The sequence below is a fragment of the Xanthobacter sp. BG11Y11_SDJG genome, assembly GCF_057364445.1.
Map to the genome: position 1 here is coordinate 1 of NZ_JBNFNU010000031.1, position 21,787 is coordinate 21,787.

General features: G+C 69.2%; 22 protein-coding genes. 15 read left to right on the forward strand and 7 right to left on the reverse strand.

Going from position 1 to position 21,787, the window contains the following annotated elements; genetic code table 11:
* The first annotated feature begins 1 nt into the window (after position 1).
* The 7 genes from AC2W7M_RS05220 (at position 2) to AC2W7M_RS05250 (ending at position 7,607) form a co-directional block, all read left to right on the forward strand.
* Entirely contained in the window at positions 2-2,323 is a 2,322-nt protein-coding gene (locus tag AC2W7M_RS05220; protein ID WP_486130611.1) for a xanthine dehydrogenase family protein molybdopterin-binding subunit, read from the forward strand.
* 45 nt (positions 2,324-2,368) lie between these two features.
* On the forward strand, positions 2,369-3,616 hold the full coding sequence (locus AC2W7M_RS05225) for an ABC transporter substrate-binding protein (protein WP_486130613.1): 1,248 nt from the start codon (positions 2,369-2,371) through the stop codon (positions 3,614-3,616).
* Between the two features lie 135 nt (positions 3,617-3,751).
* A complete protein-coding gene (locus AC2W7M_RS05230; RefSeq protein WP_486130615.1) occupies positions 3,752-4,627 on the forward strand; it encodes a branched-chain amino acid ABC transporter permease in 876 nt (291 codons plus the stop codon).
* 29 nt (positions 4,628-4,656) lie between these two features.
* On the forward strand, positions 4,657-5,667 hold the full coding sequence (locus AC2W7M_RS05235) for a branched-chain amino acid ABC transporter permease (protein ID WP_486130651.1): 1,011 nt from the start codon (positions 4,657-4,659) through the stop codon (positions 5,665-5,667).
* A complete protein-coding gene (locus AC2W7M_RS05240) occupies positions 5,664-6,416 on the forward strand; it encodes an ABC transporter ATP-binding protein (protein WP_486130617.1) in 753 nt (250 codons plus the stop codon). Before AC2W7M_RS05235 ends, AC2W7M_RS05240 begins: the two co-directional genes overlap by 4 nt.
* Positions 6,409-7,110, forward strand: coding sequence for an ABC transporter ATP-binding protein (locus tag AC2W7M_RS05245; RefSeq protein WP_486130619.1), 702 nt, complete (start codon positions 6,409-6,411; stop codon positions 7,108-7,110). Before AC2W7M_RS05240 ends, AC2W7M_RS05245 begins: the two co-directional genes overlap by 8 nt.
* 29 nt (positions 7,111-7,139) lie before the next feature.
* A complete protein-coding gene (locus AC2W7M_RS05250; RefSeq protein ID WP_486130621.1) occupies positions 7,140-7,607 on the forward strand; it encodes an SRPBCC family protein in 468 nt (155 codons plus the stop codon).
* A gap of 135 nt (positions 7,608-7,742) precedes the next feature.
* Here AC2W7M_RS05250 and AC2W7M_RS05255 read toward each other — a convergent pair whose 3' ends face one another.
* Entirely contained in the window at positions 7,743-8,549 is an 807-nt protein-coding gene (locus AC2W7M_RS05255; protein ID WP_486130623.1) for a LysR substrate-binding domain-containing protein, read from the reverse strand.
* Between the two features lie 264 nt (positions 8,550-8,813).
* Between AC2W7M_RS05255 and AC2W7M_RS05260 the strand changes: the two genes are divergently transcribed.
* The 8 genes from AC2W7M_RS05260 to sucD all read left to right on the forward strand — a co-directional run bounded on the left by AC2W7M_RS05260 (position 8,814) and on the right by sucD (position 15,540).
* On the forward strand, positions 8,814-9,779 hold the full coding sequence (locus AC2W7M_RS05260; RefSeq protein WP_486130625.1) for a tripartite tricarboxylate transporter substrate binding protein: 966 nt from the start codon (positions 8,814-8,816) through the stop codon (positions 9,777-9,779).
* Positions 9,780-9,868: 89 nt separating this feature from the next.
* Positions 9,869-10,426, forward strand: coding sequence for a tripartite tricarboxylate transporter TctB family protein (locus AC2W7M_RS05265; RefSeq protein WP_486130627.1), 558 nt, complete (start codon positions 9,869-9,871; stop codon positions 10,424-10,426).
* A gap of 30 nt (positions 10,427-10,456) precedes the next feature.
* Positions 10,457-11,965: a tripartite tricarboxylate transporter permease gene (locus AC2W7M_RS05270; protein WP_486130629.1), complete on the forward strand. Its 1,509-nt coding sequence runs from the start codon at positions 10,457-10,459 to the stop codon at positions 11,963-11,965.
* 109 nt (positions 11,966-12,074) lie between these two features.
* Entirely contained in the window at positions 12,075-12,566 is a 492-nt protein-coding gene (locus tag AC2W7M_RS05275) for an aldehyde dehydrogenase family protein (RefSeq protein WP_486130631.1), read from the forward strand.
* Positions 12,563-13,504 (forward strand): aldehyde dehydrogenase family protein, encoded by a 942-nt coding sequence (locus AC2W7M_RS05280; protein WP_486130633.1) that lies wholly within the window; start codon positions 12,563-12,565, stop codon positions 13,502-13,504. The genes AC2W7M_RS05275 and AC2W7M_RS05280 overlap by 4 nt, the downstream gene beginning before the upstream one ends.
* Positions 13,505-13,514: 10 nt before the next feature.
* A complete protein-coding gene (locus AC2W7M_RS05285; protein ID WP_486130634.1) occupies positions 13,515-14,237 on the forward strand; it encodes an ATP-grasp domain-containing protein in 723 nt (240 codons plus the stop codon).
* A 29-nt stretch (positions 14,238-14,266) separates the two neighbouring features.
* The gene (locus AC2W7M_RS05290; RefSeq protein ID WP_486130636.1) at positions 14,267-14,641 is read left to right on the forward strand and encodes a hypothetical protein; all 375 of its coding nucleotides are present in this window, start codon (positions 14,267-14,269) and stop codon (positions 14,639-14,641) included.
* A complete protein-coding gene (gene sucD / locus AC2W7M_RS05295; RefSeq protein ID WP_486130638.1) occupies positions 14,638-15,540 on the forward strand; it encodes a succinate--CoA ligase subunit alpha in 903 nt (300 codons plus the stop codon). The genes AC2W7M_RS05290 and sucD overlap by 4 nt, the downstream gene beginning before the upstream one ends.
* A gap of 89 nt (positions 15,541-15,629) precedes the next feature.
* Here the strand turns inward: sucD and AC2W7M_RS05300 are convergent, their stop codons facing one another.
* The 6 genes from AC2W7M_RS05300 to AC2W7M_RS05325 all read right to left on the reverse strand — a co-directional run.
* Positions 15,630-16,211 carry a thiolase family protein gene (locus AC2W7M_RS05300; protein WP_486130640.1) on the reverse strand — a complete coding sequence of 194 codons (582 nt, stop codon included), beginning with the start codon at positions 16,209-16,211 and terminating at the stop codon, positions 15,630-15,632.
* Positions 16,208-17,551 carry an enoyl-CoA hydratase-related protein gene (locus AC2W7M_RS05305; protein ID WP_486130642.1) on the reverse strand — a complete coding sequence of 448 codons (1,344 nt, stop codon included), beginning with the start codon at positions 17,549-17,551 and terminating at the stop codon, positions 16,208-16,210. The genes AC2W7M_RS05300 and AC2W7M_RS05305 overlap by 4 nt, the downstream gene beginning before the upstream one ends.
* Before the next feature lie 83 nt (positions 17,552-17,634).
* Complete coding sequence (locus AC2W7M_RS05310; protein WP_486130643.1) at positions 17,635-18,768, reverse strand: C4-dicarboxylate TRAP transporter substrate-binding protein; 1,134 nt, start codon at positions 18,766-18,768, stop codon at positions 17,635-17,637.
* Positions 18,769-18,794: 26 nt separating this feature from the next.
* Positions 18,795-20,102 (reverse strand): TRAP transporter large permease, encoded by a 1,308-nt coding sequence (locus AC2W7M_RS05315; RefSeq protein ID WP_486130645.1) that lies wholly within the window; start codon positions 20,100-20,102, stop codon positions 18,795-18,797.
* 51 nt (positions 20,103-20,153) lie between these two features.
* Positions 20,154-20,690, reverse strand: coding sequence for a TRAP transporter small permease (locus AC2W7M_RS05320; RefSeq protein WP_486130647.1), 537 nt, complete (start codon positions 20,688-20,690; stop codon positions 20,154-20,156).
* Between the two features lie 166 nt (positions 20,691-20,856).
* On the reverse strand, positions 20,857-21,787 hold a 931-nt coding region (locus tag AC2W7M_RS05325), incomplete at its 5' end, for an ATP-binding protein (protein WP_486130649.1).

Here is a 21,787-nt window from a genome sequence, read left to right on the forward strand (position 1 = left end):
CTTGCCGCGCCCCGGCGCCAGGCGGCTGCTGGCCGGCCGCGGCGCCTATGTGAGCGACCTGAAGCTGCCGCGCATGCTGCATGCGGCCTTCGTGCGTTCGCCCTTCGCCCATGCCCGCATCGTGCGGATCGACCTTGAGGCGGCGCGCGCCGCGCCGGGGGTCGCCCTGGTGGCGACGGGGGCGGACATCGCCCGGCTGTGCACGCCCTGGGTGGGCACGCTCGACCACTTCCAGGGCATGAAGTCCGCGCCCCAGCTGCCATTGCCGCTGGAGCGCGTCACCTGGAGCGGGCAGGCGGTGGTGGCGGTGGTGGCCGAAACCCGCGCCGCCGCCGAGGATGCCGCCGAACTGGTGCAGATCGAATACGAGGACCTGCCGGTGCTGGCGGACCTCGACGCCGCGCTCGCGCCCGACGCGCCGCCCGTCTCGCCCGACTTCGCCGACAATATCTGCTTCCGCAGCATGGTGGAGAAGGGTGACGTGGACGAGGTCTTCGCCGCCGCCGCGCACGTGGTGGCGGCGGACATGACGTTCGGCCGCCACACCGGCGTGACGCTGGAGCCGCGCGCGCTGATCGCCGACTTCGACGCCAGCGAGCGCCGCCTCACGGTGCACCACGCCACCCAGACCCCGTTCCAGTTCCAGGACCTTTATTCCCGCCACTACGGCATCCCGGAATCGCGGGTGCGGGTGGTGGCGCCGGACGTGGGCGGCTCGTTCGGCATCAAGCTGCACGTCTATCACGAGGACATGGCGGTGATCGGCCTGTCCATTCTGGCCGGGCGGCCGGTGAAATACGTGGCCGACCGGCTGGAAGCCTTCGTTTCCGACATCCACGCCCGCGACCATCGCGTGACGGCGAAGGCGGCGGTGGGGGCGGACGGCCGCATCCTCGCCATGGCGGTGGAGGACGAGACCGCCATCGGCCCCTTCTCCACCTATCCCCGCACCAGCGCAGTGGAGGGCAACCAGGTCATCCGCCTGATCGGCGCGCCCTATCGGCTGGAAGCCTACCGGGCGGACCTGAAGGTGGTGTTCCAGAACAAGACGCAGACCAGCCAGTACCGCGCGGTGGGCCATCCGATCGCCTGCGCCGTCACCGAGCACCTGATGGAGAAGGCCGCCGCCGCGACCGGGCTCGATCCGTTCGAGGTGCGCGCGCGCAACCTCATCCCGGACGACGGCTATCCCTGCCAGTCGCTCACCGGCTACAAATTCGAGCAGCTGTCCCACGAGGCGTGCCTCGCGCGGCTGAGGACGCTGATGGACTATGACCGCCTGCGCGCGGAGCAGGCGGCGCTGCGCGGCCGCGGCATCCATCGCGGCATCGGGATTGCCGCCTTCGTGGAGATCACCAATCCGACGCCGGCCTTCTACGGCATCGGCGGCGCGCGCATCTCGGCGCAGGACGGCGCGGTGATTGCCGTCACGCCCTCCGGCGAGGTGCGCTGCACCATCTCCGTGACCGAGCAGGGGCAGGGCACCGAGGCGATCATCGGCCAGATCGTCGCCGACTATCTCGGCGTGCCGCAGGACGTGGTGCGCGTCATCACCGGCGACACCGAGACGACGCCCCATGGCGGCGCCACCTGGGCCTGCCGCGGCGCCGGCATCGGCGGCGAGACCGCGCTCCAGGCCGCCAGGAAGCTCAAGACCAATGTTCTGAAGGTGGCCGCCGCCATCCTCCAGGCGCAGCCCGGCGACCTCGATCTGGTGGACGGCCAGGTGGTGGACGCAGCCGGCGGCGCGGTGCGCCTCTCTCTCGCCGAGGTGGCGCGCATCGCCTACTTCCGCTCCGACACGCTGCCGCCGGGCACCGACGCGCAGCTCACCGTGGCGCACCATTTCGCGCCCTCCGGCTATCCCTTCGCCTTCACCAACGGCATCCATGGCTGCCATGTGGAGGTGGATGCGGAGACGGGCCTTGTCAAAATCCTCAAGCACTTCGTGGTGGAGGATTGCGGCCGCATCATCAACCCCCTGCTCGTGGAAGAGCAGGTGCGCGGCGGCGTGGTGCAGGGGCTCGGCGCGGCCTTCTTCGAGGAATGCCGCTACGACGACGCGGGCCAGCTCGTGAACGGCTCGCTCGCCGACTATCTCGTGCCCATGGCGTTCGAGATGCCGGACATCGCCATCGCCCACATGGAAACGCCGACCCGCGACACCGAACTCGGCGCCAAGGGCTGCGGCGAGGCCGGCACCGCCGCATCCGCCGCCGCCGCCCTCAACGCGGTGAACGACGCGCTGGCGCCCTTCGGCGCCGTGCTCACCCAGATCCCCATGACCCCCGCGCGCATCCTCAAGGCGCTCGGGGCCTTTTGACCAGAAGCATGAGCAGAACCAAGAAACGCCACCCGGGAGGATGACATGACAGGACCCTTCGCGCGTCCCTTATCGAGTGTATCCCGCCGCGCCGTGCTCGCCGGCATGGGCGCCGGCGTCGGCCTCCTCGCCGCGCCCGCCATCGTGCGCGCCCAGGCGGAGACGATCCGCATCGGCTTTCCGACCCCGCTCACCGGCCCGTTCGGCGCCGAGGCGAAGGACCAGGTGAAGAGCGCCGAGCTTGCCGTGAAGCTCGCCAACGACAAGGGTGGCATCGCCGGCCGCAAGGTCGAGCTGCTGGTTCGCGACGACAAGCTCAACGCCGGCGAGGCCGCGACCCGCACCCTCGAACTGATCGAGAAGGACAAGGTGCACGCCGTGGTCGGCGCGCTCTCCAGCGCGGTGCAGCTGGCCGTCAACGAGGTGACGCGCGCCCGCAAGATGATCTACGTCTCCATCAGCCAGTCCGACACCATCAACGAGGTGAAGGACTTCTCGCGCTATACTTTCCACGAGGCGCTCAACCCCCACATGACCACCGCCGCGGTGGCGCGCGTCACCTTCAAGAAGGGATCGAAGGTGGCCTTCCTGGTGGCCGACTACGCCTATGGCCACGAAATGCTGCGCGGCTTCAAGCGCGCGGCGGGCGAGATCGGCGCCGAGGTGGTGGGCGAGATCCTCCATCCCCTCGGCACGCCGGACTATTCGACCCTGATGCCGCGCCTGCGCGCCATGAAGCCGGACATCCTGGCGATCTGCAATTTCGGCCGCGACCAGGCCAACGCGATCAAGCAGGCCAACGACTTCGGCATGAACAAGCAGATGCAGATCGTGGTCCCGGTGCTGCTGCACAACCAGCGCATCGCGGTGGCGCCCGAGGTGTTCGAGGGCGTGATCGGCGGCGCCAACTACTACTGGCAGCTGGAGAAGACCCTTCCGAGCGCGAAGAGCTTCAACGCCGCCTACAAGGCGGCCTATGACGGCGCCGTGCCCACCGACTACGGCGCCTACGGCTTCACCGGCGTCTCCTCCCTGCTGCTCGCCATGGAGAAGGCCGGGGGCACCGACACCGAGAAGGTGGTCGATGCGCTGGTGAGCCTCAAATACGACGTGGCCAAGGGCCCGCAATACTACCGCGCCTGCGACCACCAGTCGGTGCAGTCGGTGCTGGTGCTGAAGTCGAAGCCCAAGGCGGCGATGACGAGCCCGGTGGACCTGTTCGACATCGTCGCCAACGAGCCCGGCTCGGAGCTGATGCTGCGCACCTGCGCGGAGCTCGGCTTCCCCACCTGATGGGGAGGGCGCAGCCGCGAGACGGATGAGGGGGCGGGCGCGCGGGATGTCCTGGCGGCCGCGAACCCCTTACCCCCGACCCCTCTCCCGCAAGCGGAGAGGGCAGAGTGCATGGCCCCTGCCGAAAGACGCCCGATGGACCTTGAACTGATCCTCATGCAGCTGTTCTCCGGCCTCGCCCTCGGGGCGATCCTGGTGATGGTGGCGCTCGGCCTCACCATCGTCTTCGGCATGCTCGGCATCGTGAACTTCGCCCATGGCGCGCTGTTCATGGTGGGGGCCTATGCCGGCCTGTGGATCGCCGCGCAGACCGGCAGCTTCTGGTGGGCGCTCCTCGTCGCGCCCATCGCCATCGGCGTGCTGGGCATGGCGATCGAGCGCTTCCTCATCCGTCCGCTCTACGGCCGCTCGCCGGACGATCCGCTGCTGCTCACCTTCGGCCTCGGCTATGTGCTGGTGGAGAGCGTGCGCATCACCTTCGGCACCGATGGAATCCCCTTCTCGGCACCCGAGGCGCTGCAGGGCGTGGTGGACCTCGGGGTGGGCTATTTCCCGCTCTACCGGCTGTTCGTGGTGGGCGTGGTGGCGCTGGTGCTGCTGCTGCTGTGGGTGGCGCTGGAGAAGACCCGCTTCGGCCTCATCGTGCGGGCCGGCGCGCGCGATCCGCTCATCATGAAGGTGCTGGGCGTGGATGTGGGCCGCCTGTGGCTGCTGGTGTTCGGCCTCGGCGTCGGCCTGACCGCGCTCGGCGGCGTGCTCGCCGCGCCCATGCGCAATGTCAGCCCCGAAATGGGCACGCTGGTGCTGGCCGAGGCGTTCGTCGTCACCGTCATCGGCGGCATGGGCTCGCTGCTCGGGGCGGTGGTGGCGGGCCTGCTGGTGGGCATCGCCGTGAGCATGACGGCGCTGTTCGCGCCCGAGATGGCGACCATCGTCATGTTCGCCTTGATGGCCCTCATCCTCCTGGTGCGACCGCAGGGCCTGTTCGGCCGGCCCGGCGCCGGCGCGTGAGGAGGCGGCGCGTGAGCGGAGACCCCATGATGACCACCACAGATCTCGCGGCGCCCGCGCGTGCGGCCTCGGCCCCGCGCGCCGCCGGCCTTTCGCTCGACCGATGGCGCGTGCCGTTCACGCTCGCCGTGCTGTGCGTGCTGCCCTTCGTGCTGCCCTCGCAGGCGCTGGCGGTGAACGTGCTGATCTACGGGCTGTTCACCGTCGGCTTCAACCTGCTGTTCGGCTATACCGGCCTGCTCTCCTTCGGCCATGCCGCCTTCTTCGGCGCCGGGGCCTATCTCACCGGCATGTCGATCGTCGATTTCGGCTTCGGCTGGCTCGGCGCCATGCTCACCGGCGTGGTCGGGGCGAGCCTCCTGTCGGCGGTCATCGGCGCGCTCTCCATCCGCACCCGCGGCATCTATTTCTGCATGGTGACGCTGGCTCTGGCGCAGTTGGTCTACTATCTCGCGCTCCAGGCCTCGGGCTGGACCGGCGGCGAGAACGGCCTGCGCGGCTTCACCGTGGCGCGGGCGGAGCTGATCGGCGGGCTCTCGGTGAACCTGCTGGACCCGCTGCAGAAATACTATTTCCTCATGGTGTTCGCGGCGCTCGCCTTGTGGTTCGTCTCGCGGGTGCTGAACTCGCCCTTCGGCGCCGCCATCGAGGCGGTGCGCGAGAACGAGACGCGGGCGCGCGCCTGCGGCTTCGACGTGGAGCGCACCAAGCTCCTGTCCTTCATCCTCTCCGGCGGCGTGTGCGGGCTCGCCGGCACGCTCTCGGCGCTGCATCTGTCCATCGTGCCGCTCGATGCGCTCAGCGTGCACACCTCCTCCATCGTCGTCATGATGACCATGCTGGGCGGCGCCGGCTCGTTCTTCGGGCCGTTCGTGGGGGCGCTGGTGTTCCTCCTGATCGAGGACGTGGCCTCTCTGTGGACCTCCCACTGGCAGCTGATCGTCGGCATCGTCTTCATCGCCTTCGTGCTGTTCATGCCGAAGGGCATCTGGGGCAGCCTGATCGCGCTCGCGCGCCGCGAGGGGAGGGCGCCGCGATGAGCGCCATCATGAGCGTCACGGACGTCGGCCGCTCGTTCGGCGGCTTCATTGCCCTCGCCGGCATCACGGCGGAGTTCGAGCGCAACAAGGTGACGGCGGTGATCGGCCCCAACGGCGCCGGCAAGAGCACCTTCTTCAACGTGCTCTCCGGCGTGCTCGCGCCCTCCACTGGTTCGATCCGCTTCAAGGGCCAGGAGCTGAAGGGGCTGAAGCAGCACCGCTTCGCCCATCTGGGCATCGCCCGCTCCTACCAGATCACCAATCTGTTCCCCCATCTGTCGGTGGAGGAGAATGTGCGCGTCGCCGCCCAGGCGCTTCGCACCCGCTACGACATCCTGCGCCACCGGGCGAGCTATCCGGACCTGCCGCAGAAGGCCGAGGCGGCGCTCGCCCAGGTGGGACTGCTCCACCGCCGCGGCCGGCGCGCGCGCGACCTCGCCCATGGCGAGCAGCGGGCGCTGGAGATCGCCATCGCGCTGGTGGCCGATCCCGAGCTGCTGCTGCTGGACGAGCCCACCGCCGGCATGGGGCCGGAGGAGACCAAGGAGATGGTGGCGCTGATCGAGCGCCTCGCGGCGGACCGCACCATCCTCCTGGTCGAGCACAAGATGAAGATGATCCTCGGTTTGTCCGACCGCATCCTGGTGCTGCATCACGGCCGGCTGATCGCCGACGGCACGCCGGCAACGGTGCAGGCCGATCCCGAGGTCCGGCGCGTCTATCTGGGACAGAACGATGGCTATGCTTGAGGTCGAAAAGCTCAACGCCTGGTATGGCCCGAGCCATGTGGTGCACGACCTCTCCTTCGCCGTCGACGAGGGCGAGATCGTCGCGCTGGTGGGCCGCAACGGCGCCGGCAAGACCTCGACCCTGCGCGCCATCATGGGGCTGATGCCGCGCGCCGAGGGGCGGGTCGCCTTCGACGGCACGAGCCTCCTGCCGCTCGGCGCCCATGCCCGCTTCCGGCTTGGCCTCGGCTACGTGCCTGAAGACCGCCGCATCGTGCCCTCTCTCACGGTGCGCGAGAACCTGGAGCTCGGCCTCGTCGCCGCCGGCCGCACCGACGTGGGCGCCGCCATCGACGAGATCGCCAGGAGCTTCCCGCGTCTCAAGGAGCGGCTCCACCAGCAGGGCACCACCATGTCCGGCGGCGAGCAGCAGATGCTCGCCATCGCCCGCGCCATCATCTCGAAGCCGAAGATGGTGCTGCTCGACGAGCCGTCCGAGGGCATCATGCCGGTGCTGGTGGAGGAGATGGGCGCCCTGTTCCGCGCCCTGCGCGACCAGGGCACGACGCTGCTGCTGGTGGAGCAGAACGTGGAGTGGGCCCTGAAGCTCGCCGGGCGCGCCATCATCATCGACCAGGGCGAGAAGGTGTACGAATCGAGCGCCGCCGCCCTGCTCGCCGACACGGACATCCAGGACCGCTACTGCGCGGTGTGAATGCGGCCGGCATTGGCAAGGAGCACCCCATGGAACTCACCGGCGAATACCGCATCGCCGCCCCCCGCGACGTGGTGTGGCGGGCGGTGCTCGACCCGCAGGTGCTCGCCGCCTGCATCCCCGGCTGCAAGGAGCTGGAGCAGAGCGGGGCGGGGGCCTATGCCGCCAAGGTGCAGCTCAAGGTGGGGCCGGTCTCGGCCACCTTCACCGGCACGGTGGAGCTGTCCGACCTCGACCCGCCCGCCGCCTGCCGCATCGTCGGCCAGGGCAATGGCGGCATCGCCGGCTTCGCCAAAGGCGAGGCGAAGGTGACGCTGGCCGAGGACGGCGCCGGGACGGTGCTCTCCTACGTCGCCGACGCGCAGATCGGCGGCAAGCTCGCTTCGCTCGGCGGCCGGCTCATCCAGGCGACGGCGAAGAAGCTCTCCGACCAGTTCTTCTCGACCTTCGCCGACAAGGTCGGTGCCAGCGAGACGGCGGCGCTGCCGCCGGGATGAGGCGTCCGGTCCTCAGGCCCGGCCACGGCGCGCGGCGTGCGGGGCGAAGGACGCCCGCATCGGCGGTCGGGTGGAAGGCGGACACCTGCGCCAATTCGCGCTCCACGAACTCCCCGAGATGCTCGGCGGCGGCGCTCAGCGCCATCGGCCGCCGGTGCAGCACCAGCTCGATCGCCGGCAGGTCCGGCAGCCCGTCCCGCGGCCCCGGGCACCGCATCCCCGGCTGCACCGCGCAGCGCGGAAAACAGACACCGCAAGGCCTGCGAACACAGCGGCCTGAAGCCCGGCCAGGCTTTCGCTGAAGGAGGTGATGGTCCATCGCCGCCCCGCCCGCCCCAGCGCCTCCAGCGCCCGCTGGCGGTAGACGCTTCCCGGCGGCAGCACCGCGAGCGGCACCACCTCCTCGGCCTCGGGCCGGTCGTGCAGCCCGGCGACCCAGGTCAGGGGCTCCCGGCGCACCACGGTTCCGGTCTTCAGGTCCGGCTGCAAGGTGGCGATGACGAGGTCCAGCTCATCCCGCAGCATCGCCTCGTAAAGATGGACGCTGCGCATGCACCGCATCTCGATTTCCACATGCGGATGCGCCCTTGCGAAGCGGCGCAGGAGCTGGGGCAGGAGATAGGCGGCATAGAGATCGGGCACGCCGAGCGTGACGGTGCCGCGGATCTCCGGCGCGTCGAAGCGGGCGCGCGCCTCGTCGTTGAGGCGCATGATGGCGCGGGCATATTCGAGGAACACCTCGCCGTCGGACGTCAGCTTCAGGTGCCGCCGGTCGAGGTCGAACAGCGGCCGGCCCAAGGCCTCCTCCAGCCGCTTGATCTGCTGCGTGACCGCCGGCTGGGTCCGGCCCACCACCCGACCGGCCGATGTGAGGCCGCCCGTGTCGACGATGGCGAGGAAGGTGCGGACCAGAGCGATGTCGAGATCGGGGATCATAACCATAAGGATCGCGAATGCCGACGATTAGCACAATAGATTTCGGCTAATCGAAAGGCGGATGTACCGTCCTTTCGTCTACCTCGGTGTCGCGTCGGTCTCAGGGTCACGCCAAGGCAAAACGCCAAACCCTGCGGCCATCTTCGGACTTACGGTCAGGAAACCGGCTGCGAAGCCGCAGCCGGTGCAAGTCGCGCATAAATATTCCGGAATGCATCACGCAGGGCTCAACCTGCGGATGACACGGACCCGGAGAGGGAGGAAAGCCAGATGGATCTTTCCCGACGCCATTTTCTTTATGCCAGCGGCGCCTTTGTCGCTGCCGGCGCGCCGCTGTGCGGCACCGCCCTGGCGGCCGATCCCAAGTATCCGGCGCGGCCGGTCGAGATGATCGTGCCTTGGGGGCCGGGCGGGGGTGCAGATCAGCTTGCCCGCCAGATCGGCAAGATCGCCGAACCCATGCTCGGGCAGGGCATGCCGGTGGTGAACGTACCCGGCGGCACCGGCGCCACGGGCATGGCGAAGCTGCTCGCCGCGCCGGCGGACGGCTATTCCGCCGCCATCTACATCGCCGACGCCCACGCGCTGCTCGCCGGCCCGAATCCGCGCTGGCAGCTGTCCGACATCACGCCCGCGGCGGTGATGATCCAGGCGCCGTCCTTCATCTTCGTCGCCCAGGACAGCCGCTTCAAGACCTGGGCCGATTTCGAGAAGGACGCCCGCGCCAACCCCAACAAGCTGAAGGTAGCGACGCTCGGCTTCGACAGCGTCGACGACTTCTCGCTGAGCTATCTGGCCGGCAAGGGCGTCAAGGTGGTGCAGGTGCCGTTCTCCAAGCCGAGCGAGCGCTACATCTCGATCCTCGGCGGCCATGCGGATGCGCTCTACGAGCAGGCGGGCGACGTCGGCAGCTTCCTCAACAGCAAGCAGATGCGGCCGCTGATGGTGTTCGGCAAGGAGCGCTTCCCGGACTTCAAGGACATCCCCTGCAGCTACGAACTGGGCTTCCAGGTGGCGCTGCCCCAGTTCCGGGCGGTGGTGATGCGCGCCGGCACGCCGGCGGCGGCGCTGGCGGATTTCGACCAGGTGATGGGCAAGGTGGCGGCGAGCGCGGACTACAAGAAGTTCCTCAAGGATCAGATCGCCGATCCCAACAGCTACCTGTCGGCGAGCCAGTCTTCTGCCTTCCTCGCCCAGCAGCTCACCGAGATGAAGGCGCTGGCCAAGCCTTCCTGAGCGCACCCGCGTCCCGGCCGCGACGGTCGGGACGCTCGCCCTTCTTGGGCTCCGCCGCTTCGTAAAATTCCCGCGTCGAGGAGGGTCGCATGGCCGCGCTCGCGATGAAGAGCCGTGTCTCGGCTGCACTGCCTTATGTCCTGCTGCTGGTGGTCTCGGTGGTGCTCTGGCGCTTCGCGAACCACATCGATGTCGCCGCGCGGCCGGGCCAACTCGGCCCCGATTTCTGGCCCAAGGTCGCCATCGGCCTGATGGGCATCGTCAGCCTGATCGAGCTGGCGCGGGCGGTGGTCTCGCCGAACCATAAGGAGGCGCACGGCATCACCGATCAGCTCGAATCCGCCGAGCCGCTGGCCGATGCCGACGACGGGGGCGACCGCAGCCTGCCGCTGCTCCTCGGCGGCATGGCCATGTGCGGCGGCTATGCGCTGTCGCTCGGCATCATCGGCTTTCCGCTCGCCACCTTCCTGTTCCTCGCGGGCTTCATGTATCTCGGCCGGTTCCGCCGCCACACGATGATCTGGACCTCGTCCCTGATCGGCGCGGCCGTGCTCAGCGTGCTGTTCCTCAAGGTGGTCTACGTCTCGCTGCCGCGCGGCATCGCGCCGTTCGACACGATCACCGATCTCATCGTCAGCCTGCACTGAAATCGCGCGGACCCTGAAAGGGCGTTTCACATGCTCGATATTCTTTCCCAGCTCGGCGCGGGCTTCCTGGCCTGCCTTTCGCCGGTCCACATGCTGATGCTGTTCGTCGGCCTCCTCGTCGGCCTGCTGGTGGGCATCCTGCCGGGGCTCACGCTGGTGATGGGCGTGGTGCTGTTCCTGCCCTTCACCTACCAGATGGAGGTCACCTCCGCGATCATCCTGCTGACGGCGATGTACGTCTCGGGAACCTATGGCGGCGCCTTCACCTCGATCCTGTTCCGCATTCCCGGCGAGCCGATCCACGTGCCGTTGCTCTGGGACGGCTACGCCATGGCGAAGAAGGGCCAGCCGGCCAAGGCGCTCGGCTGGACGCTGGTGGCGGCGCTCATCGGCGGCCTGATCTCGGCGGCGATCATGGTGGTGCTGACCAAGCCGGTGGCACAGTTCGCGCTGCGCTTCTCCTCGCCCGAATACTTCGCCATCGTCCTGCTCGGCCTCGCCAGCGTGATCTCGCTCGGCAAGGGCTCGCTGTCCTCGGCGCTCATCAGCCTGTCGGTGGGGCTGCTGGTGGCGAGCGTCGGCACCGACGCCATCTACGGTTCCTACCGTTTCACCTTCGAGTCCCCGATCCTCGCCGACGGCATCGAGTTCCTGGTGGTCATGGTCGGCGCCTACGGCGTCGCCGAGGTGCTGGCGCGGCTGGAACTGGGCTTCTCGTCCGCCCCGCTCCAGGGGGTGAGCGACACGCGCACCCAGTTGCCGAGCCTGAAGGAAATCTCCGGGCTGAAGGGCATGCTGCTGCGCTCGACCGTGCTCGGCCACGTGGTGGGCATCATTCCGGGCGCCGGCGCGACCATCGCCTCGTTCGTGAGCTACGGCGTGGAGAGCCAGTTCGGCCGCCAGCGCGCCCGCATGGGCTCCGGCGTGCCGGAAGGCATCGTCGCGCCGCAATGCGCGGCCACCGCCTCGGTGGGCGGGGCGCTGATCCCGCTGCTGGCGCTCGGCATCCCCGGCAGCGGCGCCACCGCGGCCATCCTCGGCGCCTTCATGCTGCACGGCGTGCAGCCCGGCCCGCAGGTGATGATGACGTCGCCCGCCATGGTCTACACCATCTTCGCCTCGCTGTTCATCGGCATCGCCGCCATGTGCGTGCTCGGCTACTTCGCCATCCGGCCGCTGGTGAAGATCATGGACTTCCCGGAGGCGGTGGTGTCCGCTTTCGTCATGGTGTTCTGCTTCATCGGCGCGCTGTCGATCCGCTCCAACGTCACCGATTTGTGGCTGATGCTGGGCTTCGGCGTGGTCGGCTACCTGTTCGAGCGCATGCGCTTTCCCATCGCGCCCATGGTGCTGGGCGTGATCCTCGGCCCGCTCGCCGAGGAGGCGTTCATGAACTCCATGATCTCGTTCCAGAACGACTGGACGGTGTTCTTCACCCGCCCGATCTCCGGCTCGGTGCTGGTGCTCGTGGCGCTGACCCTGCTGCTGCCGGTGATCGGCACCCTGATCCCCCGTCGGCGCGCCGCGCCCGCCGAATAGGGACGCCGGCGACAGTCGTCGCGGGACCCGACGCTTCAGCGCTCCGCGAGGGCGCGAGCCGGCAGCCGAAGGCGGCCGGCATCGAGGAACAACGCAAGGAGGAATTCACATGTCACAGGCCGTCATCATGCCGCTCGACGTGGCGGACGACGCGATCGCCGCGGTCGAGCGCACCATGCGCGCGGCACGCCGGGCGCAGGAGAGCTTCGCCGAGGTCAGCCAGGAGCGCGCCGACGAGGCGGTGCGGGCGCTGGCCTGGGCGATCTACGAGCCGGGCCGCGCCCGCGAGCTGGCGGAACTGGCGGTGGAGGACACCGGCCTCGGCAACGTGCCCGACAAGGTCGTCAAGAACCAGCGCAAGACCTTCGGCACCCTGCGCGATCTTCTGCGCGGCCGCTCGGTGGGGGTGATCGAGGAGGACCGCGCCAAGGGCATCGTGAAATACGCCAAGCCCATGGGGGTGATCGGCGCCGTGACGCCCTCCACCAACCCCGCGGCGACGCCTGCCAACAAGGCGATGATGGCGCTCAAGGGCCGCAATGCCATCGTCATCGCGCCGTCGCCGCTCGGCTACCGCACCACCGCGCGGTGGTGGAGATGATGCGCGTGGAGCTCGCCCGCATCGGCCTGCCCGAAGACCTCGTGCAGATTCTGCCCGAGCCGGTGACGAAGGAGAGCACCACCGCGCTCATGCGCATGGCCGACCTCGTGGTCGTCACCGGATCGCAGGACAATGTGCGGCGCGCCTATACGTCCGGAACGCCGGCCATCGGCGTCGGCGCCGGCAACGTGCCGGTCATCATCGACGCCAGCGCCGATCTCGCCGACGCCGCCCGCAAGATCTGCGCCTCGAAGATCTTCGACAATTCCACCTCGTGCTCGTCCGAGAATTCCGTCGTCATCCTCGACGAGGTGTACGACGCGGCCATCGCGGCACTGGAGGAGGCCGGCGGCTTCATGTGTACGCCGGACGAGAAGGAGCGCGTGCGCGCCAATCTGTGGGCCGGCGGCAAGCTGAACCGCAATCTCATCGCCCGCGACGCACCGACCCTCGCCGGGGCGTTCCGCCTGCCCGAGCCGGCGAAGGACGCGAAGTTCTTCATGGTGGAGGAGACCGGCATCGGCCGCGACCATCCCTTCTCCGGCGAGAAGCTCTCGCTGGTGCTCACCATCTACCGCGCGCGCGACTTCAAGGACGCCAAGCGCCTGGTGCGGGACATCCTGGACCATCAGGGGCGCGGCCACTCGCTCGGCATCCACACCAAGGACATGGACCATGCCCGCGAACTGGCGGAAGACCTCGACGTGGTGCGGGTGCTGGTCAACTTCGCCCACACCTTCGGCAATGGCGGCGGCTTCGATTCCGGCCTCGGCTTCACCCTCTCCATGGGCTGCGGCTCCTGGCAGAAGAACTCGATCTCCGAGAATCTCAGCTTCCGCCATTTCCTGAACATCACCCATCTCGTCACGGTGATCCCGGAGGACAAGCCCTGCGAGGAGGAGCTGTTTGGGCCCTTCTGGGCCAAGTACGGCAAGTGAGGGCTGCGCCATGAACCTCGTCGAACAGGCCGCCAAGGCCCTCGTGCTCGCGCCGGCGGGCATCCCCATCCCGCCCGGCATCCTCGCTTGCTCGCCGCAGGAGGCGATGGAAGCCTGCCGCGAGATCGGCCCCTGCGTGGTCAAGGCGCAGGTGCCGACCGGCAAGCGCGGCAAGGCCGGCGGCATCAAGGTCGCCCAGACGGCGGATGCCGCTGCCGCCGCCGCCGAAGCGATCCTCGGCATGTCCATCGACGGCCACAAGGTGGAGAGCGTGCTGGTGGAGGCCTGTGCCGAGATCGCGCGCGAATTCTATGCCGCCGTGCTGTCCGATTTCGCCAGCCGGCGCCCGCTGGTGCTGTTCTCCACCGAGGGCGGCATGGACATCGAGGAGGTGGCGGCCTCGCAGCCGGACGCGCTGCGGCGCGCGGTGATTGATCCCGAGGCGGGCTTCAGTCGCGAGGACGCCGCAGCCTTGGTGCGCGGCCTCGATCTCGGCGCGGCGCACGACCAGGTGGTGGACATCCTCGCCCGGCTCTACGCCGCCTATGTGGCGAGCGATGCCGAGCTGCTGGAGATCAACCCGCTGGCGGTGCTCGGCGACGGGCGCGTGGTGGCGCTCGACTGCAAGTTCACGCTCGACGATTCCGCCGCCTTCCGCCAGCCGGAACTGGCTGGCGCGGCGGCGAGCGGGCCGCCACCGAGCTGGAGCGGCGCGCCGCCGCCGCCGGGCTGAAGTTCATCCAGCTGGACGGAAACGTGGGCGTGCTCGCCAACGGCGCCGGGCTGACCATGACCACCATGGACGCGATCGCCCATTTCGGCGGCCGGCCCGCCAATTTCCTGGAGATCGGCGGCGAGGCCTACACCAAGGCGGAGACCGCGCTCGATTTGGTGCTCTCCAATCCCGGCGTGAAAAGCCTGGTGGTGAACTTCTGCGGCGCCTTCGCGCGCACCGACGTGATGGCCGAGGGTGTGGTGAAGGCCTGGGAGACCCTGCGGCCGACGCTGCCGGTCTATTTCTCGATCCACGGCACCGGCGAGGACGAGGCGGTGCGCCTGGTGCGCGAGCGCCTCGGCATCGAGCCGTTCGATTTCATGGAAGACGCGGTGAAGGCCGCGGTGGAGGCAGCCCGATGATCATCTTTCGCAAGCACCACCGCGTGCTCGTCCAGGGCCTCACCGGCAAGCAGGGCTCGTTCTGGGCCGAGAAGATGATGGGGCAGGGCACCCGCATCGTCGCCGGGGTCAATCCGAAGCGGGCCGGCGAGACCCATCTCGGCGTGCCGCTGTTCGCCAGCGCGCGCGAAGCGGCGCGGGCCCAGCCGTTCGACGTGGCGGTGATGTTCATCCCGCCGGCGGCGGCGCGCGATGCCGCGCTCGACGCCATCGATGCGGGCGCGGGGCTGCTGGTGGTGCTCACCGAGCACATCCCGGCGCACGACGTGATGGCCATGCACCGCGCCGCCGCGCGCAGCGGCACCCGCATCGTCGGCCCCAACACCGCCGGGCTGGTGACGCCGGGCGAAGGCTTCGTCGGCATCATGCCGGGCCACAACCCGAACATCTTCCGTCCGGGGCGCATCGGCGTGATCTCGCGCAGCGGCAGCCTCGGCACGCTGGTGTGCCTCAACCTGACCCGCGCCGGGCTCGGCCAGTCGGCCTTCCTCGGCATCGGCGGCGATCCCATGATCGGCACCACCACCCGCGACGCGCTCCAGGCGCTCGACAAGGATCCGGGCACCGACGCGGTGGTGATGGTGGGCGAGATCGGCGGCGCCATGGAGGAGAAGGCGGCCGAATATGCCGCCGGCATGCAGAAGCCGGTGGTGGCCTTCATCGCCGGGCGCGCCTCGCCGCCCGGCAAGAAGATGGGGCATGCCGGCGCCATCGTCACCGGCAGCGCCGGCGGCTATCCGGCCAAGCGCGCGGCGCTGGAGGCGGCGGGGATCACCGTGGTGGACACCCCCTCGCAACTCACGGAGACCCTCGCCGGCCGGCTCGCGGCAACCCAGCCGAGGGCGATGGCGGCGACCTGAGCGGGGGAGGCGCGGCCGTCCTGTGAGGGTCGGCTGCGTCTGCCCGCCCCGGTCGAGCGTGGAGGCCGGCGGGCCGGCGCGGGACGCTGTCAGGGCTCGATGCGCTCGATGATGGTCGCGGTGCCGAGGCCGCCGCCGCAGCACATGGACTGCAGGCCGAAGCGACCGCCGCGCCGTTCCAGCTCGCCGATCAGCAGCGTCATCAGCCGCGCGCCGGTCGAGCCCAGCGGATGGCCCATGGCGATGGCGCCGCCATTCACGTTGACGCGCGAGAGGTCGGGCTCGAGCTCCTTGATCCAGGCCCCCAGCACCGAAGCAAACGCCTCGTTGATCTCGAACAGGTCGATGTCGCCCAGCGCCATCCCGGCGCGGGCGAGGATGCCGCGGGTGGCCGGAATCGGCCCGGTCAGCATGATTTCGGGATCGACGCCCACCACCAGCTGCGCATGGAGCCGGGCGCGGGGCGTGAGCCCCAAAGCGCGCGCCTTGCCGGCGCTCATCAAGAGGAGCGCGGCGGCGCCGTCGGACACCTGGCTGGCATTGCCCGCCGTGACCCGGCCGTCGGGCCGGAAGGAGGGCTTCAGCGTGGCGAGCTTCTCCACGCTCGACCCCGGCCGCATCCCCTCGTCATGCGCCAGCGTCACGCCGTCGGCGCCCTCGATCGGGATCATGTCGGCGGCGAATCGGCCCGCCTCCTGCGCCGCGGCGGCGCGGCGGTGGCTCTCGACGAGATCTCGTCCAGATAGGCGCGGTCGAGGCTCCAGCGTTCGGCGATGCGCTCGGCCGCCTCGCCCATGCTGGGCATGGAGAAGCGCTCCACCAGCTCCTTCGGATAGCGTGACCCGTAGCGCGTGTCGTCATTGCCGCCGCGGGTGGCGGACATGATCTCGACCCCGCCGGCCACCACCACGTCGCAGACGTTCGAGCGGATCAGGGTGTCGGCGAAATGCACCGCCTGCTGGGACGAGCCGCACGCGCGCTGCACCGTGGTGCCGGGAACGGTCACGGGCATGCCGGCCATGAGCAGCGCCGTGCGCGCCACGTTGCCGGCCTGCATGCCGACCTGGGTGGCGCAGCCGGCCACCACGTCGTCCACCTGCACCGGATCGAGGCCGGTGCGCGCCAGGAGGCGGGTGAAGACGTGGCCGAGCAGGGCCGCCGCATGCCAGTCGCGCAGGGTGCCGTCGCGGCGCCCCACCGGCGTGCGGATGGCATCGATGATGACCGGCTCGCGGTCGCCGACCTCGTGAAACCTCATCTCGTCCATTTCCCCGTTCTGCCGCGTCGTCCGCGCCCGCCTGAGGCGGTTCTCCACATTCACCCGCTCGGCCGCGTCCATGGCGCTGGCCTGGTCGGACCGGTCGCTGGTGCGCACCATGCGCTTGACCGCGGCGAGCAGCTCCGGCGGGTGGGCGGCAAGTTCCGCCGCCCGGCGGGCGACGTCCGATGCGGCATCCGCGCCCTCCGGCAGCACCACGAGGCCTGGAATTTCCGACTGCGCGGCCGAAAAGATTCGCCCGTTGGCCAGAAGGTCGAACGCCACCAGGGGGCCGGCCCGCCGCACGATGCCGGGCACCACCAGCGCGGGCACCACGGCGTGGCGCATCTCGGGAAACCCGAGCCGCGCATCGGCGGTGCACACCACCACGTCGCAGGCGAGCGCCAGCGCGCAGCCGGCGCCGAGCGCGAAGCCGTGCACCTGCGCGATCACCGGCGTGTCGATCTCGCTTGGAGCGTCGAGCAGAAGCCGCATGCGGTGCGCATGGGCGGCCGCCTCGGCGGCATCGGTGATGCGCGCCGTCTCCTTGAGGTCGGCGCCGGCGGAAAATCCTGCGCCGGTCCCGGCCAGCACCACCACGCGGACTGCGGGATCGGCACCGGCCGCAGCGATCGCCTCCGCGAGCGCGGCGACGAGGGCGCCGTCGAGCGCGTTGCGAGCCTCGGGGCGGTCAAGAACAAGCCACCTTACGCCGTCCGCGTCCTCGACGCGCAGCCTTTCGTCACGGACCATCATTGCCTCCAGCCGGGCACCCGGGCGGGGTGCCGGCAGGCGTGCCGCGGGACGTAAGTGGCCCCGCGGCACGCTTCACCGCGTCACTTGATGGGGTTCTGCACGTCGACCTTGGAGTAGATCTCCTCCCACAGGAGGCGCTTGAACGTCGCCGGGTCGCGGCCGTTCTTCTCCAGCAGGCCGCGCCACTTGTCGGCGAGGCGGGTCAGCTCGGCGGCGATCTTCGCGGGATCCTTGACGCCGACCTTGGCACCCTTCTCCACCGCCGTGGCGGTGTATTTCTTGGCGAAGTCCTGGATGAAGGCGCCGAACTCGGCGTCGCCCTTGTAGAACTTGGTGCCCTTCTTCGTGTACTCCGTCACGACCTCCTCATCCTCGCGGATGTAGTTGAAGATCGAGTCGGTGACGAGCTGGGGCAGGTTCTGGACGATCGCCTTGCGCTGGTCGACGCTGAGCGCGTTCCACTTGTCGATGCGCAGGTCGAAGAGGGCCGCGCCGAGGAAGCCGCCGAGGGGATCGAGCAGCACGAACTTCGCCGCCTCGCCATAGGAGCGCGCCTTCTGGGCGGCGATCGAATGGAGCGCGCAGTCGATGATGCCGCGGTCGAGCGCCTCATAGGCCTCGTCCGGGCTCACGTTCACCGGCACCGCGCCGAGCGCGCGGGCGAGGTCGGCGTAAGCGGAGATGCCGCGCACGCGCTTGCCCTTGAAGTCGGAGAGCTTCTTCAGCTCGGTGCGGCAGTGGTAGACATAGGGCGTCAGCGCATAGGTGGCGAGGAAGCGGGTGTTGAACTTCTTGAATTCCTCGGTGCACTGCGGGCAGTTGAACAGCTCCAGTTCGTTCAGAACCGCCGTCATGACGAGGGGCTCGTCGTTGAGCAGGCTGAACTCCGCGAGGAAGTTGTCCACCGGCATTTCGGTGGGGATGTAGGCGCCGACGAAATAGCCGGCGTCGGCGATGCCGTCGCGCACGCCGCCCGGAATGTCCTTGCCCGACAGCAGGGACGACCCGAAGTGATACTCGAACTTGAGCGTGCCCTTGGAATCGCGCTCCACGTCCTGGAAGTAGCGCACCAGGACCGGGTTGGTGATGTGCTTGGGGTTCAGGTAGTTGGCGTAGACGATCTTGACCGGATCGGCCGCCAGGGCCGGCGCCGCAAGCAACGGAGCGGTGCCGCAGGCTGCCGCCAGTCCGGCAGCGAGGAGTGCGCGTCTCATCTTGGGTCCTCCCAGTTTTGTTTTCTTCACTTCATGATGCTCGGCAGGAACAGCGAGATTTGCGGGAAGGCGATCAGCAGGGTCAGCGTGATGATGTCGGTGAGAATGAACCACATCACGCCCTTGAAGATGACCTCCAGCGGCACTGTTCTTCCGACCACGCTCTTGATGACGAAGACGTTCAGGCCCACCGGCGGCGTCACGAGCCCGATCTCCAGATACTTGATGACCAGAACGCCGAACCAGATGAGGTCGAGGCGCGCGGCCTCCAGCACCGGCAGCATGATCGGCAGGGTGAGCAGCATGATGCCGATAGAATCCAGGAACATGCCGAGGATGATGTAGACCACCGAGGCGCCGATGATGATGGAGAGCCAGTGCAGCTCCATGCCGTCGACCACGTGAGCCACATAGGCCGGCAGGCCGGACACCGCCATGAAGCGCGAGAGCAGGAAGCCGCCGAGTGCGATGAACAGGATGGTGGCGGTGGAGTTCACCGATTCCACCACCGATTCCTTGATGACCTTCCAGTTCAGGCTGCCGCGCAAGGCGACGATGACGAAGGTCATCAGCGCGCCGCCGGCGGCGGCCTCGGTGGCGGTGAAGACGCCCACATACATGCTTCCGATCACCGCCAGCACCAGCACCGGAAGCGGCCACACCTCCGCGAGCACGGACCAGCGGTCGGCCCAGCTCACCCTCTCCTCGACCGGCGGGGCCAAAGCGGGGTTCAGCTTGCAGCGGATCGCGATCATGGTCGCGAACATGATCGCCGAGAGGATGCCGGGGATGATGCCGGCCACCAGCGCCTGGCTCACCGAGACCTCGGCGAAGATGGCGTAGAGCACCATGAGGATGCTGGGCGGAATGAGCGAGCCGAGCGTGCCGGCGGCCGCGACCGCGCCGGTGGCGAGTCCGGGGTCGTAGCGGTAGCGCAGCATCTCCGGGATCGCGATGCGCCCCATGGCCGACGCGGTGGCGACGCTGGAGCCCGAGGCGGCGGCGAACATGGCGCAGGCGGCGGTGCTCGCCACCGCGAGGCCGCCCGGCAGGGCGCTCAGCCACAATCGCGCCGCCCTGTAGAGGCTCTGGGTGAGGCCGCCGTGATAGGCAACGGTTCCCATGAGGATGAACATGGGGACCGCCGACAGCGACCAGTGGGCGATGAAGTTGTAGGGCTGCTCGGCGAGCACGCTCAGCGCCGCGGCCGGTCCGCGGATCACCAGCATGCCCACCACCGACACCGAGGCCAGCGCGAAGGCGATCGGCACGCGCACGGCCAGCATCAGCAGCAGGATGGCGATCGCGAGAATGCCGACGGTGATCGATGACATGGTTTGCCCTTGAGGACGTCGGTTCGAGGAAAGGCGGCGGGGGTCGCGGCGTCAGTCGACGTCGAGGGCGTGGCCATGGCGGGCGCCGCCCGGAGCCGGCTTGCCGGAGACGGCGGCACGCGCTTCCTCCGCGGCGTTGAGCAGGAGATAGAGCGCGAGCACCAGCGCGCCGGCCACCACCAGCCAGCGCGTCGGCCAGATGGTGACGATGACCGTGCCGACCGCGTATTCGCCGGCCCGCGTCATGGCGAGGGCCTTGAAATAGGTCGCGTAGCAGAACACGAGCGTTCCGGCGGCGCAGGCGAGATAGACCACCGCGTCCAGCGACGCCACGATCCGCGGCGGCAGCCAGCCGGTGAACAGCTCGATGATGACGTGCCCCTTCTCGCGCTGCACGCAGGCGAGCGGCAGGAATGTGACCGCGACCATGAAGTAGTTGGCTGTCAGTTCCTGGCTGCCGGGCAGGGTGCCGTTGAACAGGCCGCGCATGCCGGCGTCGCCGACGACGATCAGCATCATCAGCACGATGCTCACGCCGGCGGCGAGCAGCAGCACATTCGCTATCGGATCGAGGATCCTGCGCGCCAATCCCATCGGTCCCTCCCGGGTGCGCCGGCTGTGCCGGTCGCATCTTCGTTGGCTCGAACTATATCAAAGCCTTGATCCAGATCAATACAATTTGTCCCGATTGATACTTAGAGCGGTGGTATTAATCCGGACATGCCGGACCGTCGGGCGGCCGTCGGGACGCCGTTCAAGCGGGCACGGTGTTCTTCGGCAGTGCGGACAGAAGCGCCGGCCCGTTGCGGGCGATGAAATCGGTCGTGGCGGTGCCATCGCGGAAGTCCGGATGGGCGAGCGCCGCGCGGACGAAGGCGAGATTGCACCCCACGCCATCGATACACGTCGCGGCCAGAGCCTCGTCGAGGCGGCGGCGCGCCGCCTCCCGGTCGGCGCCCCAGGCGATCACCTTGGCGATCATGGGATCGTAGAACGGCGTGATCTCGTCGCCGGCCCGCACCCCGGCATCGATACGCACGCCGTCCTTGGACGACGGAAGATCGAGCCGCGCCAGCCGTCCGGGCGTGGGCAGGAAGCCGCGTTCGGGCGCTTCCGCATAGATCCGGGCCTCGATGGCGTGGCCATCCGCCTGCGGCGCATCGGAGATCGCCGTCGAAAGGTCCTCGCCCGCCGCCTGGCGCAGTTGCAGCGCCACGAGGTCGAGCCCCGTCACCATCTCCGTCACCGGGTGCTCCACCTGGATGCGGGTGTTCATCTCCAGGAAATAGAAGCGGCCGGTCGCGGCATCGACGATGAACTCCACTGTGCCCGCGCCGAGATACCCGACCCGCTCCGCAAGCCGTGCGGCCGCATCCCTCAGCCCCCGCGCGACGCCGCCCGGCAGGTTCGCCGCGGGGCTCTCCTCGATCACCTTCTGGAAGCGCCGCTGCACCGAGCAGTCGCGCTCCGGGAAGGCGATCTCGCGGCCCGGCGCGGTGCCGAAAACCTGCACCTCCACATGGCGCGCGGCGGCGACGAAATGTTCGAGATAGACGCCGTCGTCGCCGAAGCTGCGGGCCGCCTGCTCGCGGGCGCGGCGCCACGGCGGCGCGAGGTCTGCGGGAGCGTCCACCCTACGCATGCCGATGCCGCCGCGCCGCCGGTCGCCTTCACACGCAGCGGGA

What these genes read in the sequence shown, in the direction of transcription:
- AC2W7M_RS05225 (WP_486130613.1), top strand. Translation starts at nt 2,369, where the DNA reads ATGACAGGACCCTTCGCGCGTCCCTTATCGAGTGTATCCCGCCGCGCC.
- AC2W7M_RS05230 (WP_486130615.1), top strand. Translation starts at nt 3,752, where the DNA reads ATGGACCTTGAACTGATCCTCATGCAGCTGTTCTCCGGCCTCGCCCTC.
- AC2W7M_RS05235 (WP_486130651.1), top strand. Translation starts at nt 4,657, where the DNA reads ATGACCACCACAGATCTCGCGGCGCCCGCGCGTGCGGCCTCGGCCCCG.
- AC2W7M_RS05240 (WP_486130617.1), top strand. Translation starts at nt 5,664, where the DNA reads ATGAGCGCCATCATGAGCGTCACGGACGTCGGCCGCTCGTTCGGCGGC.
- AC2W7M_RS05245 (WP_486130619.1), top strand. Translation starts at nt 6,409, where the DNA reads ATGCTTGAGGTCGAAAAGCTCAACGCCTGGTATGGCCCGAGCCATGTG.
- AC2W7M_RS05250 (WP_486130621.1), top strand. Translation starts at nt 7,140, where the DNA reads ATGGAACTCACCGGCGAATACCGCATCGCCGCCCCCCGCGACGTGGTG.
- AC2W7M_RS05255 (WP_486130623.1), bottom strand. Translation starts at nt 8,549, where the DNA reads ATGGTTATGATCCCCGATCTCGACATCGCTCTGGTCCGCACCTTCCTC.
- AC2W7M_RS05260 (WP_486130625.1), top strand. Translation starts at nt 8,814, where the DNA reads ATGGATCTTTCCCGACGCCATTTTCTTTATGCCAGCGGCGCCTTTGTC.
- AC2W7M_RS05265 (WP_486130627.1), top strand. Translation starts at nt 9,869, where the DNA reads ATGGCCGCGCTCGCGATGAAGAGCCGTGTCTCGGCTGCACTGCCTTAT.
- AC2W7M_RS05270 (WP_486130629.1), top strand. Translation starts at nt 10,457, where the DNA reads ATGCTCGATATTCTTTCCCAGCTCGGCGCGGGCTTCCTGGCCTGCCTT.
- AC2W7M_RS05275 (WP_486130631.1), top strand. Translation starts at nt 12,075, where the DNA reads ATGTCACAGGCCGTCATCATGCCGCTCGACGTGGCGGACGACGCGATC.
- AC2W7M_RS05280 (WP_486130633.1), top strand. Translation starts at nt 12,563, where the DNA reads ATGATGCGCGTGGAGCTCGCCCGCATCGGCCTGCCCGAAGACCTCGTG.
- AC2W7M_RS05285 (WP_486130634.1), top strand. Translation starts at nt 13,515, where the DNA reads ATGAACCTCGTCGAACAGGCCGCCAAGGCCCTCGTGCTCGCGCCGGCG.
- sucD (WP_486130638.1), top strand. Translation starts at nt 14,638, where the DNA reads ATGATCATCTTTCGCAAGCACCACCGCGTGCTCGTCCAGGGCCTCACC.
- AC2W7M_RS05300 (WP_486130640.1), bottom strand. Translation starts at nt 16,211, where the DNA reads ATGATCCCGATCGAGGGCGCCGACGGCGTGACGCTGGCGCATGACGAG.
- AC2W7M_RS05305 (WP_486130642.1), bottom strand. Translation starts at nt 17,551, where the DNA reads ATGGTCCGTGACGAAAGGCTGCGCGTCGAGGACGCGGACGGCGTAAGG.
- AC2W7M_RS05310 (WP_486130643.1), bottom strand. Translation starts at nt 18,768, where the DNA reads ATGAGACGCGCACTCCTCGCTGCCGGACTGGCGGCAGCCTGCGGCACC.
- AC2W7M_RS05315 (WP_486130645.1), bottom strand. Translation starts at nt 20,102, where the DNA reads ATGTCATCGATCACCGTCGGCATTCTCGCGATCGCCATCCTGCTGCTG.